Consider the following 15,611-nt stretch of genomic DNA (forward strand, 5'->3'; position numbering starts at 1 on the left):
GACGATGTGTCCTTCGGTGGCCCACAGGTCGCCGAACTCCACCACACACCGTCGGGGATCCTGATGCGCCTGTACCTGCCCACGCACACGTCCGCTTCCGGCCGCACGCTGGTCCGTGCGGGACGTCCGACCAAGTCGATGCCCGGGTTCGGCGGCATCGCCGGCGTCTGCCGCTGCGGTGCGGCCCGCCCCGCCGACTCGCGCAGCCTGCCGTGGCGCGACTGTCCGTCGTGTACGCCGCAGCGGGCCCGGGTCGGGCGCTGAGCGCACCGGCCTCGTAGGTTCCCGGGGCGACGGGCACGGTGCCCGTCGACCGCGGAGGCCCCCATGAGCACGACCACCCCCGAGATGCGGCTGCGCGCCCTGGAGCGGGAGGACCTGCCGTTCGTCCACGGGCTGTCGAACGACTCCGGGATCATGTCGTACTGGTTCGAGGAGCCCTTCGAGTCGCTCGTCGAGCTGCAGGAGATCTTCGCCCGGCACGTGCACGACAACCGCGAGCGGCGGTTCATCATCGACTGCGCGGGTGAGCGGGCCGGTCTGGTCGAGCTGGTGGAGATCGACTACATCCACCGCAACGCCGAGTTCCAGATCATCGTCGCCCCCGCCTTCCAGGGCCGGGGACTCGCCGCCCGCGCCACCGCCGGGGCCCTCGACTACGCCTTCGGCGTGCTGAACCTGCACAAGGTCTACCTGGTCGTCGACATCGAGAACACCCGCGCCGTGCGTGCCTACGAGCGCACCGGCTTCGTCGTCGAGGGGGAGCTGCGCGAGGAGTACTTCGCCAGCGGTCGCTACCACGACGCCTACCGGATGGCGGTGCTGCAGCGCGACCATCTCGGCCGCACCGTCGACGGACCGCAGTGAGTAGACGGGCCGCACCGAGCTGACCGGACCGGCCGGCAGGGAGGGGGACCCGTCGGCCGGCCCGGCGTGCACCGGCCGCGGGCATGCGACCGGAGTCGGGCGCGTCGACCTTGATGACGACGACACCCGAGAACACTACTATCTCGACACGTATTCGTGTCAACGTTCGCCATGGTGCTCCTGTGACCAGCGGGAATCGGGTGCTGGCCGGTGTCGGACCGATGTCGCGGTGCGGATCGGCCGACCGATGACATCGTTGATCGTCGGCGAGTGCCCGCGACCGTCGTCGCGGTGGGTAACGGGGTGGTTGCGGTCCGCTCGTCGTCACCGTGCGCGCCCGGCCGTCGCGAGTAGGATCTGCCCCGATGTCCGGAACCCCGACGGCCGGGGACGAGTTCCCGATCGACACACTCGCCGCACGTGCCGGTATGACCGTCCGCAACGTGCGCGCCCACCTGTCCCGCGGCCTGCTGCAGCCGGGGGAGATGCGCGGGCGCACCGCCTGGTACGGCCCGGTCCACCTGGCCCGGCTGGAGCTGATCGCGGGTCTGCAGCGGCGCGGGTTCTCCCTCGCCGCGATCGGCGTGCTGATCAACCAGACCCCTTCCAGCAGCGCGGAGGAGGCGCTGCGCCTCTACCGCGGCATGCTCGCGCCGTGGCAGCCGGAGGAGGCGGTCGAGCTCGCCGAGGAGGACCTGGCCGAGTGGGCCGGCGCCTGGACGTCCCCGGAGTTCGTCGAGCGGCTGGCCGCGTCCGGGCTGATCGAGCGCACCGGCCCGGGTCGGCTGCGTGTGCTCAACCCGTCGATGGTCCGGTCCGGGGCGCACGCCGTCGCGCTCGGGCTGGCACCGGAGGCGGTGCAGCAGGTCGGCGAGGAGCTGCTGTCCCGCACCCGGGAGATCGCCGAGATCTTCGTCGAGCTGTTCCGCGAGCAGGTCTGGGCGGCGCACGTCGCGGCCGGGCTGCCCCGGCACGGCGTCGCGGACCTGCGCACGGCGGTCGAGGCCCTGCAGCCGGTCGCCACCCAGTCCCTGCTCGGTGCCTTCCGCCAGACGATGCAGCAGGCGATGGACGACTTCATCCGCCGGCTGTCCATCGACCTCGCCCCGGCCGACCTGCGCGCCGACCCCGAAGCCGACTCCGAGGCAGCCCAACCGTCAGCGGACCGGTAGCTCGACGGTGAACACCGTCCGGCCGGGGGCGCTGTCGACCCCGACCGTCCCGTCGTGGGCGGCGACGACCGCCGCCACGATCGCCAGGCCCAGCCCGGTGCTGGGGGTGTCGTTCCCGGCGCGGGTGCGCCCCTCCGCGCCGCGGGCGAACCGCTCGAACACCCGGGGCAGCACGTCCGGGGCGATGCCGGGGCCGTCGTCGGCGACCTGCAGCCGGACCCGGCCGGGGACGGGGTGGCCGAGGGTGACGGTGACCGTCGTGCCGGGCGGGGTGTGGGTGCGGGCGTTCGCGAACAGGTTGGTGACCACCTGGGCGAGGCGGTGGGCGTCGCCGGTGACGGTGACCGGCTCGTCGGGCAGCTGCGGGAACCAGCGGTGGTCGCGGCCCGCCACGTGGGCGTCCCCGACGGCGTCGAGGACCAGCCGCGTGAGGTCCACCTCGGCGCGCTCCAGCGGCCGGCCCGCGTCGAGCCGGGCGAGCAGCAGCAGGTCCTCGACCAGCGTGGACATGCGTTCGGCCTGCGAGCTGATCCGGGCCAGCGCGTGGGTGGTCCGCTCCGGGACCGGCTCGCGCTCGCGGCGCGACAGCTCGGCGTAGCCGCGGATCGCCGTCAGCGGGGTGCGCAGCTCGTGGCTGGCGTCGGCGACGAAACGGCGCAGCCGCGTCTCGGACTCCTGGCGGGCGGCGAGTGCGCCCTCGACGTTGTCGAGCATGTGGTTGAGCGCGGTGCTGACCTGCCCGACCTCGGTGCGCGGGTCGGGGTCGGGGACGCGTGCGGCGAGGTGCACCTCGCCCCGGTCCAGCGGCAGGTTCCCGACCTGTGCGGCGACGCCGGCGACGCGTTCGAGCGGGCGCAGCGCGCGCCGCACCAGCACGGCCGCCGCGCTGCCCGTGAGCACCACGGCCCCGCCCAGCACGACGAGCTCGATGACGACGAGCCTGCTCACGGTGGCACCGGCGTTGTCCGGCTGCGCGATCAGGTAGGTCGTCGTCCCCTCGGTCCAGCCGATCGCCCGGTAGTCGCCCAGCGACAGCGTCACGTCGCGGGCGGTGGTGTCGGCGGGCACCGAGCGCAGCGCGGCCAGGTCGGCCTCGGGGACGGCGGTGGTGGTCCCGCCCCGCTGGGCCAGGCGGGCGCTCACGACGCGGCCGTCGTCCAGCACCGCCCCGATCGCGTTCGTGCCGGGGCCCGGGCCGAGGAACATCCCCCGGGCGGGCCCCCGCCCTGGCCGCCCGGCGTGGGGGTGCCGTCGTCGTGGGTGAGCCGGCCGGGGGCGCGCCCGGTCTGCTGGGCGACGAAGCCCTCCAGGGAGAAGGACAGCTCGCGGTCCTGCCGGGTGGACAGGTAGCGGTCGAGCGAGAGGGTCGTCGCGACGCCGATCGCCACGCACGCCACCGTGAACAGCAGCAGCACCGTGCCGACGAGCCGGGCCCGCAGCGAGCGGACCTGACCGGAGACGCGGGTGACGACCATCGGGTCAGTCCGCGGCGGGTCGCAGCACGTAGCCCGCGCCGCGCACCGTGTGGATCATCGGCCGGCGACCGGCGTCGATCTTCTTGCGCAGGTAGGAGACGTAGAGCTCGACCACGTTGGACTGGCCGCCGAAGTCGTAGTTCCACACCCGGTCGAGGATCTGGGCCTTCGACAGCACCCGGCGGGGGTTGCGCATGAGGTAGCGCAGCAGCTCGAACTCCGTCGCGGTCAGTTCCACCGGCTCGCCGGCGCGGGACACCTCGTGCGCGTCCTCGTCGAGCACCAGGTCGCCCACCACCAGCTCCGAGGAGCGCTGGGCGGCGGCCATCCCCGCGCGGCGCAGCAGCCCGCGCAGCCGTGCGACCAGCTCCTCCAGCGAGAACGGCTTGGTGACGTAGTCGTCGCCACCCGCGGTGAGGCCGGCGACCCGGTCCTCGACGGCGTCGCGCGCGGTCAGGAACAGCACCGGCACCTCGGGGGTGTCGGCGCGGACCCGGCGCAGCACCTCGAAGCCGTCGACGTCGGGCAGCATCACGTCGAGCACGATCGCGTCCGGGCGGAAGTCGCGGGCGTGACGCACCGCGGACATCCCGTCGGCGGCGGCGCGGACCTCCCAGCCCTCGTAGCGCAGGGCCATCGAGAGCAGGTCCGACAACGTGGGCTCGTCGTCCACGACGAGCACCCGGATCGGGCCGCCGTCGGCGCGGCGCAGCGGGTCGGCGTCCCGGTCCATCACCTCGGTCATGCTAGGAGCACACCGCACGGACCTGTGCGGCGGCTGTGTGTCCGCTGTCGGTTCACCGCGCGCGCCAGTACCCCGTGGCGTAGACGGCGCGCCGGTCGAACCCCCGTTCGTCGAGCAGGTGCGCGCGCAGCTCCTTCACCGCGGCGGACTCCCCGGACAGCCACGCCTGGCCGCGGCCGTCGGGCAGCTCGGCGGCCCGCACCGCCGCGACCAGCGGCTCACCCGCCGGGGCGGCGCCGCGGTGCACCCAGGTGACGGCGACGTCGCCGGGCAGGGTCTGCTCCTCGCCGGCGTCGGCGACCTCGGCGACGACCCGGACCGGCACCCCGGGGGCGGCCTCGGCGAGGGTCTCGCACACGGTCGCGATGGCGGGCAGGGCTGACTCGTCGCCGATCACGAGGTGGTGCGCGGCGGCCGGGTCCGGCTCCCAGCGCCCGCCGGGCTCGGACACCCCGACCCAGTCCCCGGGGGCGGCCGACACGGCCCAGGCGGCGGCCGGCCCGTGCCCGGCGTGGACGACGAAGTCGACGTCGAGCTCACCGTGGCCGCCGGCGTCGGGGGCGAAGCGGCGCACCGTGTAGGTGCGGATCGCGGGGCGGGCCTCACCGGCTGGCCAGACCGGGCCGCCGGTCGAGGCGCGCGGCACGGCGGGCCGTTCCTGGCCCTCGACCGGGAAGAACATCTTGATCCGGCGGTCCGGGCCGTGCCCGGGGAACCCGGCCAGCTCCTCGCCGGTCAGGGTCACCCGGACCATGCGGGGGGTGACCCGCTCGGTGCGGGCCACCTGCAGCAGGCGTGGTGCGGTCGTGCTCATGGCCGGGAATTGTCCCGGACGCGCGCTCAGGTCCGGTCGCCGAGGCCCGCCAGGCCGGTCCAGACCAGGTCCATCAGGTACTCGGTGGCCTGGTCCGCGGTGACCGCCTCGTCCTGGCCGCGCCAGACGGCGAGCCGCTCGCAGGCCCCGACGATCACCTGCGCCCAGCCGGTCAGCCGGGTCGGCTCGGTGCCGGGGACCTGCGCGGCGAGCAGAGCGGCGATGAAGTCGGTCTGCTGGGCGCGGATCTCCTCCAGCGCGGTGTCGGTGACCCCGGCCTCGGAGCAGAACAGCTGCCAGGCCGGCGCCCGCCGGTCCAGGTAGTGGAAGAAGGCCAGCGTCCCGCCCCGCAGCATCGCCTCCGGCGAGTCCGCGGCCCCCGCCGCCTGCGCGACGACGTCGAGCAGCTCGGCCCGGGCCCGCGCGATCGCGGCCAGCAGCAGGCCCTCCTTGGACCCGAAGTGGGTGTAGAGCACCGGCTTGGTGACACCCACCCGCTCAGCGACCTGCTCCATCGAGACCTCGGCGTAGCCCCGCTCGCCGAAGACGGCGACGGCCGCGTCGACGATCTGACGCTCGCGCTCCGCCCTGGGCACGCGGCGGCGGGGGCCGGGTACGGTCTGCGCGGTCACGCCGGAGACTTTACCCTCAGTAAGTTACTGACGGTAGGAAGTGAGCGGGAATGGACGTCTACTCCCTGCCGATGACCACCCGGTTCCGCGGCATCACCGTGCGCGAGGGCCTGCTGCTGTCCGGCCCGGCCGGCTGGGGCGAGTTCTGCCCCTTCCCCGAGTACGACGACCGCGAGGCCGTCGCGTGGCTGGCCGCGGCTCGCGAGGCGGCCGGGACGGGCTGGCCGGAACCGGTGCGCGACCGGGTGCCGGTCAACTGCACCGTGCCCGCCGTCGGGCCCGAGCAGGCCCAGCGGATCGTGCGCGCCTCCGGCTGCACCACCGCGAAGGTCAAGGTCGCCGACCCGGGTGCTCCGCTGTCCGAGGACCTCGAGCGCGTCGCCGCCGTCCGCGACGCGCTCGGCCCCGCCGGGCTGGTCCGGGTGGACGCCAACGCCGCCTGGGACGTCGCGACGGCCGTCGCCGCGATCGGCGAGCTCGACCGGGCCGCCGGGGGCCTGGAGTACGTCGAGCAGCCCTGCTGGGAGGTCGACGACCTCGCCGCCGTCCGCCGGGCGGTGGACGTGCCGATCGCCGCGGACGAGTCGATCCGCCGCGCCGAGGACCCGATGCGGGTGGTGCGGGCCGGAGCGGCCGACGTCGTCGTGCTGAAGGTGTCGCCGCTGGGCGGGGTGCGCCGGGCCCTGCGGATCGCCGAGGAGGTCGGGCTGCCGGTCGTGGTGTCCTCGGCGGTGGAGTCGAGCGTCGGTCTCGCCGCCGGGCTCGCGCTGGCCGGGGCGCTGCCGGAGCTGCACCACGCCTGCGGGCTCGGGACGGTCTCGCTGCTGGCCGCCGACGTCGTCGCCGAGCCGTACGTCCCCGAGCGGGGGTTCCTGCCCGTGCCGCGGGTCGCGCCCGAGCCGGTGCACCGGGCCGGGGTCGCGGCCGATGCCGACCGCGCCGCCTGGTGGCGCGACCGGCACGACCGCGTCGCCGCGCTGCTCGACGCCGCGGCCGGGGCCGACCGGGTCAGTACTGGTTGACCCGGCTGTCGCGGCGCATGGCCGCGTCGATCACCCGCGCCGGGCCGGGCATCCGGTACTGGCCCTTCACCAGCTTCCCGGCGCTGGGCACCGCGCCCCGGTCCGGCCAGGTCGCGGTGTCCCACAGCGACGAGCGCAGGAACGCCTTCGCGCAGTGCAGGAACAGCTCGTCGACCTCGACGACGATCGCCACCTCGGGCGTCGAGCCCTTCACGGTGAGCCGCTCGGCGAAGTCCGGCCGGTACACGATCCGGGCCCGTCCGTTGATCCGCACGGTGTCGTTGGACCCCGGCACGACGACGATCATCCCGACCCGCGGGTCGTGCAGGATGTTGCGCATCGAGTCGAGCCTGCGGTTCCCCTTGCGGTCGGCGAAGGCGACCGTGTGCTCGTCGAGCACCAGCAGGCAGCCCGCCGGGTCGCCCCGGGGCGAGACGTCGACGCCGTCCGGCCCGGTCGTCGCCAGCAGGAAGAACGGCGACGCCGCCAGGAACTCCGCGGTCACCGGGTCGATGCGCTCACGCGCCTTGTCCCGGATGAACGCGGGCACCTCGCCGATGATCTCGCGGAGTCTGGCCTCGTCGGTCACGTGTTCCATCGCATCCCCTTCGCTCTTAGGTCACCCTAACCGTGAACATGCTTCACTGGCGACCCCCGCCTAGGGTCCCGGGGATGGGCGTGATCGTGATCGGGGCCGGCATCGCCGGGGTGACCTGCGCCGCGGAGCTGGCGGCCCGCGGTGTCGACGTGACGGTGTACGAGCGGTCCCGCGAGGTCGGAGGACGGCTGGCGGTGCACCGCCACGGGGGCCGCCCCGCCGACATCGGTGCCGCCTACTTCACCGTCTCCGACGACCGGTTCGACGCCCGCGTCCGACGCTGGCGCGACGACGGCCTGGTCCGCGGGTGGACCGACACCCTCGCGGTGTTCGACGGCGCCACCCGGGGCCCGGACAGCCCCGGCCCGCTGCGGTTCGCGGCACCGGCCGGGCTGCGGTCGCTGGTCACCGACACCGCCCGCGGCCTGGACGTCCGTACCGGTCGGACCGTCGAGCGGGTCCTCCCCGGCCCGGACGGCCCGACCGTCGACGGCGAGCGCGCCGACGCCGTCGTCCTGGCGATGCCCGACCCGCAGGCGGCCCGGCTGCTCGACCCGGACACCCCCGCGGGCGCCGCCGTCGCCGGGCGGGTGTGGAACCCGGTGCTCGCCCTGACCGCCGGGTTCGCCGGCCGGGACTGGCCGCGGCTGCCCGCGGCGTTCGTCAACGACCACCCCGTCCTGTCCCTCGTCGCCGACGACGGCGACCGCCGCGGCGACGACGCGCCGGTGCTCGTCGCGCACTCCACCGGTGACCTCGCGCGCGCCCACGACGCCGATCCCGCCGGCGCGGTGCCCGCGATGACCGCCGCGGTCCGTGAGCTGCTGGACATCACCGCCGCGCCGGAGTGGACGCACGTGCACCGCTGGCGCTTCGCCGCCCCCGCCGCGCAGCGCGAGCAGACCTTCCACCTCGGCGACGACGGCGTCGCCCTGGCCGGGGACGGCTGGGGCCGGTCCCGGGTGCAGACGGCTTGGCTGTCCGGGTTGGAGCTGGCGGAGGAGCTCACGGGGCGCCTGGGCCGCTGAACCCGCACGCACCGCCCCAGGCCCGCCACGCCCCGTCGCCGAGATGCGGCTCAGGGCTGTCGCGGCGGGCAGCCCTGAGCCGCATCTCGACGAACTTCGACGAGCCCCGACAGGTCCCGGGGAGGGTGGGTAGTGGCGGGCCCTGGCCGCGTGGGCGTCGGCGACCTACCGTCGGGTCATGCCCGACCGCGTCACCGCCGCCGCCCCCGTCGTCGTCGCGCCGGAGGGGCGGCCCTTCGGCGGGTCCACCGCGCCCGTGGAGCTGGACGCCTCCGGCCCGGACGCCGCGGGGCGCGCGGTGCTCGCCGAGCTGGCGGCCGCGCTCGACGCCGACCGGGTCCTGACCGACCCCGACGTCGTGCGTCCCTACGTGCACGACGAGGCCGAGTGGGCCGAGTACGGCACGCCGCTGTGCGTGGTGCGGGCGCGGACCACCGCCGACGTCGCCGCGACCGTGCGGGCCTGCGCCGCGCACCGGGTGCCGGTCGTCGCGCGGGGCGCGGGCACCGGGCTGTCCGGCGGGGCGAACGCCGTCGACGGCTGCGTGCTGGTCAGCCTGGAACGGATGACCGCGATCCGGGAGATCTCGGCGGGGGAGCGGCTCGCCGTCGTCGAACCGGGGGTGGTCAACGACGACCTGCGCGCCGCCTGCGCGGAGCAGGGCCTCTGGTACCCGCCGGACCCGGCGTCGGCGCCCTGGTCGACGATCGGCGGCAACGTCGCGACCAACGCGGGCGGGCTGTGCTGCGTCAAGTACGGCGTCACCCGCGACTACGTGCTCGCCCTGGAGGTCGTCACCGCCACCGGTGAGGTCGTGCGGGTCGGGCGGCGCACCGCGAAGGGCGTCGTCGGCTACGACCTGGCCGGGCTGATGGTCGGCTCGGAGGGGACGCTCGGGATCATCACCGAGATCACCGTGAAGCTGCGCCCGGCCCGCCCGGCCGCGCCGCGCACCGTCGTCGGGTTCTTCGACTCCCTCGCCGACTGCGGGGCCGCGGTCGCCGCCGTCACCGAGCAGGGGCTGCAGCCCGCGGTGTTCGAGCTGGTCGACCGGGAGTGCCTGGCCGCGGTCAACGCCTGGCGCAACGCCGGGCTGCCCGAGGGGGCCGCCGCGCTGCTGCTCGCCCAGACCGACCTGCCCGAGCCCGCCGCGACCGCCGAGGCCGACGCGATCCTCGCGGCCTTCGAGCAGCACGGCGCGACCGAGGCGATGGCCGCGACCGACGCGACCGAGTCCGAGGCGCTGTTCGCCGCCCGCCGGATGGCCTACCCGGCGCTGGAGCAGCTCGGGATGGGCATGCTGACCGAGGACGTCTGCGTCCCCCGCCCCCGGATGGCGGAGATGCTCGCCCGGATCGAGGACATCGGCCGCCGCCACGCGGTCCGGATCGCGACCGTCGCGCACGCCGGCGACGGGAACCTGCACCCGCTGATGCTCACCCCGCACGACGACCCGGACGCCCGGGAGCGCACCCGCGCCGCGTTCGACGAGATCATCGACGCGGCCGTCGAACTGGGTGGGACGGTCACCGGGGAGCACGGCGTCGGCCTGCTCAAGCGCGACGGCATGGAACGCGAGCTGGGCCCCGGGGTGCTGGCCCTGCAGCGCTCGGTGAAGGCCGCGCTCGACCCGGACGGCATCCTGAACCCGGGCAAGGCGGTCTGAACCGCGGGTGTCGCCCGGATGGCCGCGCGTGGTCGCCGGGAGAGCGGGAACACTCTTCGATGAGCACCACCGACCCGGCCCTCGTCCCCTCCGCCCTCGCGCTGACCTACCGCGGTCCGTCGCACACCGGTGCGCCGCGCCTGACCGGCGTCGCCGGGGTCGCCGAGGTCGTGCCGGTGGTCGAGGCCGAGGTCCGAGAGGTGGAACGGGTCGACACCGCGGACCTGCGGCTGGTCGCCGCGGGCATCGAGCTCGTCGTCGAACACACCGTGCCCGACCGCGCGTCGGCGGTGCCGCCGTCCACGACCTGGGTGCTGCGCCTGCCCGACGCCGACGAGCCGCTGCGCGTGCCGCTGCCCGCGAGCGAGGTCGAGGGAGTTACCGGTGAGCGCGCCGTCCCGGACGGTGTCGACGCCCTGGTCCGCGGGGTCCGCGGCGACGCACCACTCGTCCCGGTCGGTCGGGTGCACGTGACCCGCCGGGTCGACCGGCTGCGCGACGCGACCGGGACGGACCTCGCCACGCTGGCCCGCGAGCAGGTCGACATCGCGCTGCTCGGGGAGGTCGCGACCGTCGAGAGCTGGACCGAGGCCGTCGTGGAGCCGGGGGCGGCCGACACCGCCGGGCTCCGGCAGCTGGACGAGGCACTGCGCGACACCGGACTCGTGCGTGCACCGCGCGGCGCGCACGCCCGGCTCGCCGCGCTGCTCGCCGCCGCCGCGCCCGCCGACCCGCCGCGCCGCACCGGCCGGAAGGGCAGCGCCGGGGCACTGCTCCTGCGCTACCTCGGCGACCAGGTCGACACCCTGGCCGCCCGCGAGGCCGACCTGCGTGCCGACCGGCCCGACGCCGTCCACCAGATGCGCATCGCCGCCCGCCGGCTCCGCAGCGCGCTGCGCACCTTCGGCGGGCTCCTGGAGGGGCCGCGGGTCGGGCACCTCGTCGGCGAGCTGCGCTGGCTCGGCCGGGCCCTGGCCGGAGAGCGCGACGCCGAGGTGCAGGAGGAACGCCTGACCGCCCGGCTGGCCGCGCTGGAGCCCGAGCTGCTGCTGGGACCGGTGCAGGCCGCGGTCACCCGGCACTTCGCCCGTACCCGCGCCGAGACCGGGGCCGCCGTGCTGGAGGTCGTCGACGGCGAGCGCTACGCCGCACTGCAGGGTGCCCTGCGCCGGTTGCTCGCCGACCCGCCGTTGTCGCGCCGGGCCCGCAGGCCCGCCGCGACGGTCGTCCCGGCGATGGTGGGGCGCACGGCCCGCAAGCTGGAGCGGCGGATGGAGCGGGCGCTGGCCGACCTCGACGCCGGCCACGTCGCCCCCGAGTCGCTGCACGACGCCCGCAAGACCGGCAAGCAGCTCCGCTACGCCACCGAGGTCGCCCGGCCCAGCGTCGGGAAGGAGGCGCGGGCGTTCGCGAAGCGGCTCAAGAAGGTCTCCGACGTGCTCGGCGAGCACCAGGACGCCGTCGTCTCCCGCGAGACCCTGCGGACCCTCGGGGCCCGCGCCGGCGCGGAGCACGGCAACGGGTTCACCTTCGGTGTGCTGCACGGCCGGGACACCGCGACCATGCTCGACCTCGAGCGCAGGCTGCCCACGGTGTGGGAGACGGCGTGGACGCGGCGCGCCCGCCGGTGGATGCGCCGCTAGCCTGCGCGGCGTGAGAGACGCCGTCGCCGACCTGCGCCGGATCGCGTTCCTGCTCGAACGCGCGCAGGAGTCGACCTACCGGGTCCGCGCGTTCCGCACCGCGGCCGCCGCCCTGCGCGGCCGCAGCGCCGAGGAGCTGGCCCGGCTGCACGCCGCGGGCGGCCTGACCGACCTCAAGGGCGTCGGCGAGGTGACCGCGCGCTGCGTGGGGGAGTCGGTCGCCGGGGAGGAGCCGGTCTACCTGCGACGGCTGGAGGACGCCGTCGCCCGCGCCGACGCCACCGGGATCCCCCTGGCGGAGGCGGCGCTGCGGCTGCGCGAGTCCCTGCGCGGGGACTGCCACAGCCACACCGACGCCTCCGACGGCGGCTCCCCGCTCGCCGAGATGGCCGAGACCGCGATCGGGCTGGGCCACGACTACCTCGTGATCACCGACCACTCGCCGCGCCTGACCGTCGCCAACGGGCTGTCGGCGGACCGGCTGCGCCGCCAGGTCGAGCAGATCGCGGAGCTCGACGAGCGGATCGCCGCGTCCGGGTCGGACTTCCGGGTGCTCACCGGCATCGAGGTGGACATCCTCGACGACGGCGCCCTCGACCAGTCCGAGGACCTGCTCGCCTCGCTCGACGTGGTGGTGGCCAGCGTGCACTCGAAGCTGCGGATGCCCCGCGACGAGATGACCGAGCGGATGCTCACCGCCGTCGCGAACCCGCACGTCGACGTGCTCGGGCACTGCACCGGGCGGATGGTCACCGGCCGCCGGAAGCGCCCGGAGTCGGAGTTCGACGCGCCCGCGGTGTTCGCCGCCTGCGCCGCGAACGGGGTCGCGGTCGAGATCAACTCCCGGCCGGAACGCCTGGACCCGCCGAAGCGGCTGCTGCGCCTGGCCGTCGAGGCGGGGTGCGAGTTCACGATCGACACCGACGCGCACGCCCCCGGGCAGCTCGACTGGCTCGACCACGGCTGCGCCCGCGCCGTCGCCTGCGGGGTGGACCCGGAGCGGATCCGCAACACCCGCGACCGGGCCGGCCTGCTGCGCCGCTGAGCCCGTCCCCTCAGCGCAGCTCGAAGTCGGCGACGTCGAAGCCGGGGGAGACGACGCAGCTGACCAGGACCGGCCCCGGCCCGACCGGCTCCGCCCGCTGCCACACCCCGGCCGGGACCTCCTGCTGCGGGCTTCCCGGCCCGAGCCGCAACCGGGCCGCGGGGACGGGGTCCGGCCCGTCGCCACCGAGGACCAGGTCGGCCTCCGGGCCCGAGTGCCGGCACCACAGCTCGGTGGACCGGACGCGGTGCCAGCGGCCGGGGGCGTCGAACAGGTAGAGGATCGCCGTCGCCGAGGGGCGCGGACCGTACGGGGTTTCGACGACGACCGGCGAGGTCCAGGTCCGCCGGTACCAGCCGCCCTCCGGGTGCGGGGCGAGGTCCAGCGCGACGGCGAGGTCGGGACGTGTCACGCCGCCACTGTGGCAGGCGGACGCACGGTCCGTCCCCGGGTCCCCACCTCGTGGTGCCCCGGGGGCATCGGCCCCTGGGGCGCGTCGCACCCCTGGTGCGGTCGCCGCACCCGTCGCGGCGGGTGCGGGAGTCCCCGCCGGGGTGCGACACCTCCGTCCGCGGGGCGCCCCGCGCGGCGACGGGTGCCACACCCGCCGTCGCACACCGGCCGGTCACCCGACGTCACCGGTGCCCGCAGGAGGATCACCTTCCGTGCACGGGCGACCGCATCACACCCGTGCGCGCGCTCCCCGGACGGGTGGTTCGACTGGTGCTCCTCACCCACCGCACGTGAGATGGGACCGCAGGTGACCGAGTGACAGGAGTGATCCACGGTGCGGACCAGGACCAGGACGACGGTGGCGATGCTGGCCGCGACGCTCGCACTCTCGGCGGTCACCACGGCCGGGGCGTCGTCGGCGTCGGCGGCACCCGCCGGTCCGGCGGGCGTCGTGACCCGGACCGTCGCCGACCCCGCGGCACCCCCGGCGTCGTCGCACTGCACCGAGACCGCGGCACAGAAGCTCGGCTGGGGCGCCCCCACCCGCGAGTCCGACTTCGACGGCACCACGGTCCCTCCGGACTGGCATCCCTACGGTCCCGAGCCCGGCCACAACAAGAAGGGCACCCGCACCCCGGAGGCGGTCACCGTCGCCGACGGGGCGATGAGCATCTCCGCCGACGCCGACGGCAACACCGGCGCCGTCAGCTGGCACCCCGGCCAGCGCTACGGCCGGTGGGAGGCCTGCGTGAAGTCGGACGAGGGACAGGGCGGGATCAACGCGCTGCTGCTGCTCTGGCCGGTCGCCGAGGACTTCCCGGTGGGCGGCGAGATCGACTGGATGGAGATCATGGACGACTCCCGCCAGAAGACCAGCTTCTTCCTGCACTACGGACCCGACAACGACCAGGACTACGGGTCGGTCAAGCACGACTCGACGCAGTGGTCGGCCTACGCGCTGGAGTGGACCCCGGAGAAGATCACCGGGTACGTGAACGGGAAGGAGTGGTACTCCAACACCGACACCGACCAGTTCCCGCCCCGCGCGATGAACATGACCATGCAGCTCGACTACTTCGGCAACGCCGGCGGCCCGACCGCCATGCACATGGACTGGGCCCGGCAGTGGGCGCTGCCGCAGAGCAGCGCGGCCACGCTGAGTCTGCCGCCCGGCTCGGCCGCGACCGGGCAGCCCCGCGACTTCCCGGGCCGGAAGCCGCGCGAGCTGTCCGGGTCCGAACAGCAGGCGCAGACCGCGATGCTCGCCCGCGAGCAGCGCTGAGGCCGGACCGCGGAGCCGGACCGCGGGGTCGGAGTGCGGCGTCGGATCGTGGCGTCGGACCGCGGTGTCAGATGGCGGCGTCGAGCTCCGCCCGGGTGGGCGGGTTCGCGCCGTGCCGCGAACAGGTGATCGCCGACGTCGCGACGGCCTCGGTCAGCACGGCCTCCAGCGTCGGCCGGTCGATGCGGTAGAGGTCGTCGCGGGCGGTCGCGCCGAGCAGCCCGCGTCGGTGCAGTCCGGCGAGCAGCGCGGCGGAGAAGCTGTCCCCGGCCCCCACCGTGTCGACGACCTCGACGGTGCGGCCGGGCAGCACCAGGTGCAGCCCCGACGACGTCCCGGCCAGCACCCCGTCCGCCCCGAGGGTGACCACGACGACCGCCGGGCCCAGCTCGAGCCACTCGCCGACGACGTCGCCGGGCTTGCGGCCCGGGTGCAGCCAGGCCAGGTCCTCCTCGCTGACCTTCACCACGTCGGCCACGCCCAGCAGCTCGTGCACACCGGGCAGGACCTCCTCCGGTGAGCCCATCAGCATCGGCCGGAAGTTCGGGTCGTAGCTGACCGTCGCGGTGTCCACGGCGGAGGCGAGCAGCTCGCGCAGCGCATCGTGGCCGGGCGCGGTGGTCAGCGCCAGCGATCCCGAGTGGACGGCGACGACGGGGCCGGTCGGGCCGTCGTCGAGGGCGCCGGCGAGCTCGTCGTCGGTCCACTGCCAGTCCGCGGTGCCCGCGATCCGGAAGTCGTAGGACGCCTGCCCGTCGGCGGCCAGCTCCACGATCGCCAGCGACGACGGCTCGGCCGCCTCGACCGAGTGCGACAGGTCGACCCCGTTGTCGGCGAGGTGGGCGCGCAGCTTGCGGCCCAGCAGGTCGTCGGCGAGGCGGGCCAGCATCCGGGCCGGCACGTCGAGGCGGGACAGTCCGACCGCGACGTTCGCCGGGCTGCCACCGGGCGCGAACTGCCAGTACTGCTCGGCGGAGGTGCGATCCGCCTGCGTCGGCGCGGGGACGATGTCGACGAGTGCTTCTCCGGCGACGGCGATCACTCCGCGTCGCGGGCGTCCGGCGGCTGTGTCGGGCATGGCGGCACTGTAGTGGTCCGATCGGGGGCTCCGGTGGGGTCCGTGACGGGTCACGCCCGCGTCACGGTGCGTCGACACGCTCGTGGTAGGC

17 protein-coding genes are annotated in these 15,611 nt (G+C 75.4%); 9 read left to right on the forward strand and 8 right to left on the reverse strand.

Features of this window, described 5'->3' with window-relative positions; translation table 11 throughout:
* The first annotated feature begins 63 nt into the window (after window positions 1-63).
* The 3 genes from Ae717Ps2_RS05315 to Ae717Ps2_RS35025 all read left to right on the forward strand — a co-directional run bounded on the left by Ae717Ps2_RS05315 (window position 64) and on the right by Ae717Ps2_RS35025 (window position 2,039).
* Complete coding sequence (locus Ae717Ps2_RS05315) at window positions 64-264, forward strand: hypothetical protein (RefSeq protein WP_143510313.1); 201 nt, start codon at window positions 64-66, stop codon at window positions 262-264.
* A 63-nt stretch (window positions 265-327) separates the two neighbouring features.
* The gene (speG, locus tag Ae717Ps2_RS05320; protein WP_020626815.1) at window positions 328-867 is read left to right on the forward strand and encodes a spermidine N1-acetyltransferase; all 540 of its coding nucleotides are present in this window, start codon (window positions 328-330) and stop codon (window positions 865-867) included.
* Between the two features lie 365 nt (window positions 868-1,232).
* Window positions 1,233-2,039, forward strand: a complete 807-nt coding sequence (locus Ae717Ps2_RS35025; protein WP_083695676.1) for a MerR family transcriptional regulator — start codon at window positions 1,233-1,235, stop codon at window positions 2,037-2,039.
* Here the strand turns inward: Ae717Ps2_RS35025 and Ae717Ps2_RS05335 are convergent.
* From Ae717Ps2_RS05335 to Ae717Ps2_RS05350, 5 genes are read right to left on the reverse strand one after another with little or no spacing between them, the layout of a single operon-like run.
* Window positions 2,025-3,182 (reverse strand): cell wall metabolism sensor histidine kinase WalK, encoded by a 1,158-nt coding sequence (locus Ae717Ps2_RS05335; protein WP_233147457.1) that lies wholly within the window; start codon window positions 3,180-3,182, stop codon window positions 2,025-2,027. The two genes, Ae717Ps2_RS35025 and Ae717Ps2_RS05335, sit on opposite strands and share 15 nt — an antisense overlap.
* Window positions 3,179-3,514, reverse strand: coding sequence for a hypothetical protein (locus Ae717Ps2_RS38095; RefSeq protein WP_198932141.1), 336 nt, complete (start codon window positions 3,512-3,514; stop codon window positions 3,179-3,181). The genes Ae717Ps2_RS05335 and Ae717Ps2_RS38095 overlap by 4 nt, the downstream gene beginning before the upstream one ends.
* Window positions 3,515-3,518: 4 nt before the next feature.
* Window positions 3,519-4,259, reverse strand: coding sequence for a response regulator transcription factor (locus tag Ae717Ps2_RS05340; RefSeq protein ID WP_060711037.1), 741 nt, complete (start codon window positions 4,257-4,259; stop codon window positions 3,519-3,521).
* 52 nt (window positions 4,260-4,311) lie between these two features.
* The gene (locus Ae717Ps2_RS05345; protein ID WP_075307750.1) at window positions 4,312-5,073 is read right to left on the reverse strand and encodes a siderophore-interacting protein; all 762 of its coding nucleotides are present in this window, start codon (window positions 5,071-5,073) and stop codon (window positions 4,312-4,314) included.
* Between the two features lie 26 nt (window positions 5,074-5,099).
* Complete coding sequence (locus tag Ae717Ps2_RS05350; RefSeq protein WP_020626810.1) at window positions 5,100-5,705, reverse strand: TetR/AcrR family transcriptional regulator; 606 nt, start codon at window positions 5,703-5,705, stop codon at window positions 5,100-5,102.
* Window positions 5,706-5,755: 50 nt separating this feature from the next.
* On the opposite strand from Ae717Ps2_RS05350, the gene Ae717Ps2_RS05355 reads away from it, so the two are divergent.
* Window positions 5,756-6,727, forward strand: coding sequence for an o-succinylbenzoate synthase (locus Ae717Ps2_RS05355; RefSeq protein ID WP_075307748.1), 972 nt, complete (start codon window positions 5,756-5,758; stop codon window positions 6,725-6,727).
* On the opposite strand, the gene Ae717Ps2_RS05360 is transcribed toward Ae717Ps2_RS05355, so the two are convergent.
* A complete protein-coding gene (locus Ae717Ps2_RS05360; protein WP_020627377.1) occupies window positions 6,714-7,325 on the reverse strand; it encodes an MSMEG_1061 family FMN-dependent PPOX-type flavoprotein in 612 nt (203 codons plus the stop codon). The genes Ae717Ps2_RS05355 and Ae717Ps2_RS05360 overlap by 14 nt on opposite strands.
* Before the next feature lie 74 nt (window positions 7,326-7,399).
* Between Ae717Ps2_RS05360 and Ae717Ps2_RS05365 the strand changes: the two genes are divergently transcribed.
* The 4 genes from Ae717Ps2_RS05365 (at window position 7,400) to Ae717Ps2_RS05380 (ending at window position 12,707) form a co-directional block, all read left to right on the forward strand.
* Window positions 7,400-8,353 carry an NAD(P)/FAD-dependent oxidoreductase gene (locus Ae717Ps2_RS05365; RefSeq protein WP_075307746.1) on the forward strand — a complete coding sequence of 318 codons (954 nt, stop codon included), beginning with the start codon at window positions 7,400-7,402 and terminating at the stop codon, window positions 8,351-8,353.
* 178 nt (window positions 8,354-8,531) lie between these two features.
* Window positions 8,532-10,019, forward strand: coding sequence for an FAD-binding oxidoreductase (locus Ae717Ps2_RS05370; protein WP_233147458.1), 1,488 nt, complete (start codon window positions 8,532-8,534; stop codon window positions 10,017-10,019).
* Between the two features lie 59 nt (window positions 10,020-10,078).
* Window positions 10,079-11,662, forward strand: coding sequence for a CHAD domain-containing protein (locus Ae717Ps2_RS05375; protein ID WP_083702273.1), 1,584 nt, complete (start codon window positions 10,079-10,081; stop codon window positions 11,660-11,662).
* Window positions 11,663-11,672: 10 nt separating this feature from the next.
* The gene (locus tag Ae717Ps2_RS05380) at window positions 11,673-12,707 is read left to right on the forward strand and encodes a PHP domain-containing protein (RefSeq protein ID WP_075307742.1); all 1,035 of its coding nucleotides are present in this window, start codon (window positions 11,673-11,675) and stop codon (window positions 12,705-12,707) included.
* Window positions 12,708-12,717: 10 nt separating this feature from the next.
* On the opposite strand, the gene Ae717Ps2_RS05385 is transcribed toward Ae717Ps2_RS05380, so the two are convergent.
* On the reverse strand, window positions 12,718-13,119 hold the full coding sequence (locus Ae717Ps2_RS05385; RefSeq protein ID WP_020624207.1) for a cupin domain-containing protein: 402 nt from the start codon (window positions 13,117-13,119) through the stop codon (window positions 12,718-12,720).
* Between the two features lie 375 nt (window positions 13,120-13,494).
* On the opposite strand from Ae717Ps2_RS05385, the gene Ae717Ps2_RS05390 reads away from it, so the two are divergent.
* Window positions 13,495-14,442, forward strand: a complete 948-nt coding sequence (locus tag Ae717Ps2_RS05390) for a glycoside hydrolase family 16 protein (protein ID WP_139318784.1) — start codon at window positions 13,495-13,497, stop codon at window positions 14,440-14,442.
* A gap of 67 nt (window positions 14,443-14,509) precedes the next feature.
* On the opposite strand, the gene Ae717Ps2_RS05395 is transcribed toward Ae717Ps2_RS05390, so the two are convergent.
* Window positions 14,510-15,520 (reverse strand): carbohydrate kinase, encoded by a 1,011-nt coding sequence (locus tag Ae717Ps2_RS05395; RefSeq protein WP_075333096.1) that lies wholly within the window; start codon window positions 15,518-15,520, stop codon window positions 14,510-14,512.
* Between the last annotated feature and the right edge of the window lie 91 nt (window positions 15,521-15,611).

It is taken from the genome of Pseudonocardia sp. Ae717_Ps2, assembly GCF_001932475.1.
GTDB lineage: Bacteria > Actinomycetota > Actinomycetes > Mycobacteriales > Pseudonocardiaceae > Pseudonocardia.

Coding starts and splice junctions, on each gene's coding strand:
- Ae717Ps2_RS05315 (WP_143510313.1), top strand. CDS start 64: ATGCGCCTGTACCTGCCCACGCACACGTCCGCTTCCGGCCGCACGCTG.
- speG (WP_020626815.1), top strand. CDS start 328: ATGAGCACGACCACCCCCGAGATGCGGCTGCGCGCCCTGGAGCGGGAG.
- Ae717Ps2_RS35025 (WP_083695676.1), top strand. CDS start 1,233: ATGTCCGGAACCCCGACGGCCGGGGACGAGTTCCCGATCGACACACTC.
- Ae717Ps2_RS38095 (WP_198932141.1), bottom strand. CDS start 3,514: ATGGTCGTCACCCGCGTCTCCGGTCAGGTCCGCTCGCTGCGGGCCCGG.
- Ae717Ps2_RS05340 (WP_060711037.1), bottom strand. CDS start 4,259: ATGACCGAGGTGATGGACCGGGACGCCGACCCGCTGCGCCGCGCCGAC.
- Ae717Ps2_RS05345 (WP_075307750.1), bottom strand. CDS start 5,073: ATGAGCACGACCGCACCACGCCTGCTGCAGGTGGCCCGCACCGAGCGG.
- Ae717Ps2_RS05355 (WP_075307748.1), top strand. CDS start 5,756: ATGGACGTCTACTCCCTGCCGATGACCACCCGGTTCCGCGGCATCACC.
- Ae717Ps2_RS05360 (WP_020627377.1), bottom strand. CDS start 7,325: ATGGAACACGTGACCGACGAGGCCAGACTCCGCGAGATCATCGGCGAG.
- Ae717Ps2_RS05365 (WP_075307746.1), top strand. CDS start 7,400: ATGGGCGTGATCGTGATCGGGGCCGGCATCGCCGGGGTGACCTGCGCC.
- Ae717Ps2_RS05370 (WP_233147458.1), top strand. CDS start 8,532: ATGCCCGACCGCGTCACCGCCGCCGCCCCCGTCGTCGTCGCGCCGGAG.
- Ae717Ps2_RS05375 (WP_083702273.1), top strand. CDS start 10,079: ATGAGCACCACCGACCCGGCCCTCGTCCCCTCCGCCCTCGCGCTGACC.
- Ae717Ps2_RS05395 (WP_075333096.1), bottom strand. CDS start 15,520: ATGCCCGACACAGCCGCCGGACGCCCGCGACGCGGAGTGATCGCCGTC.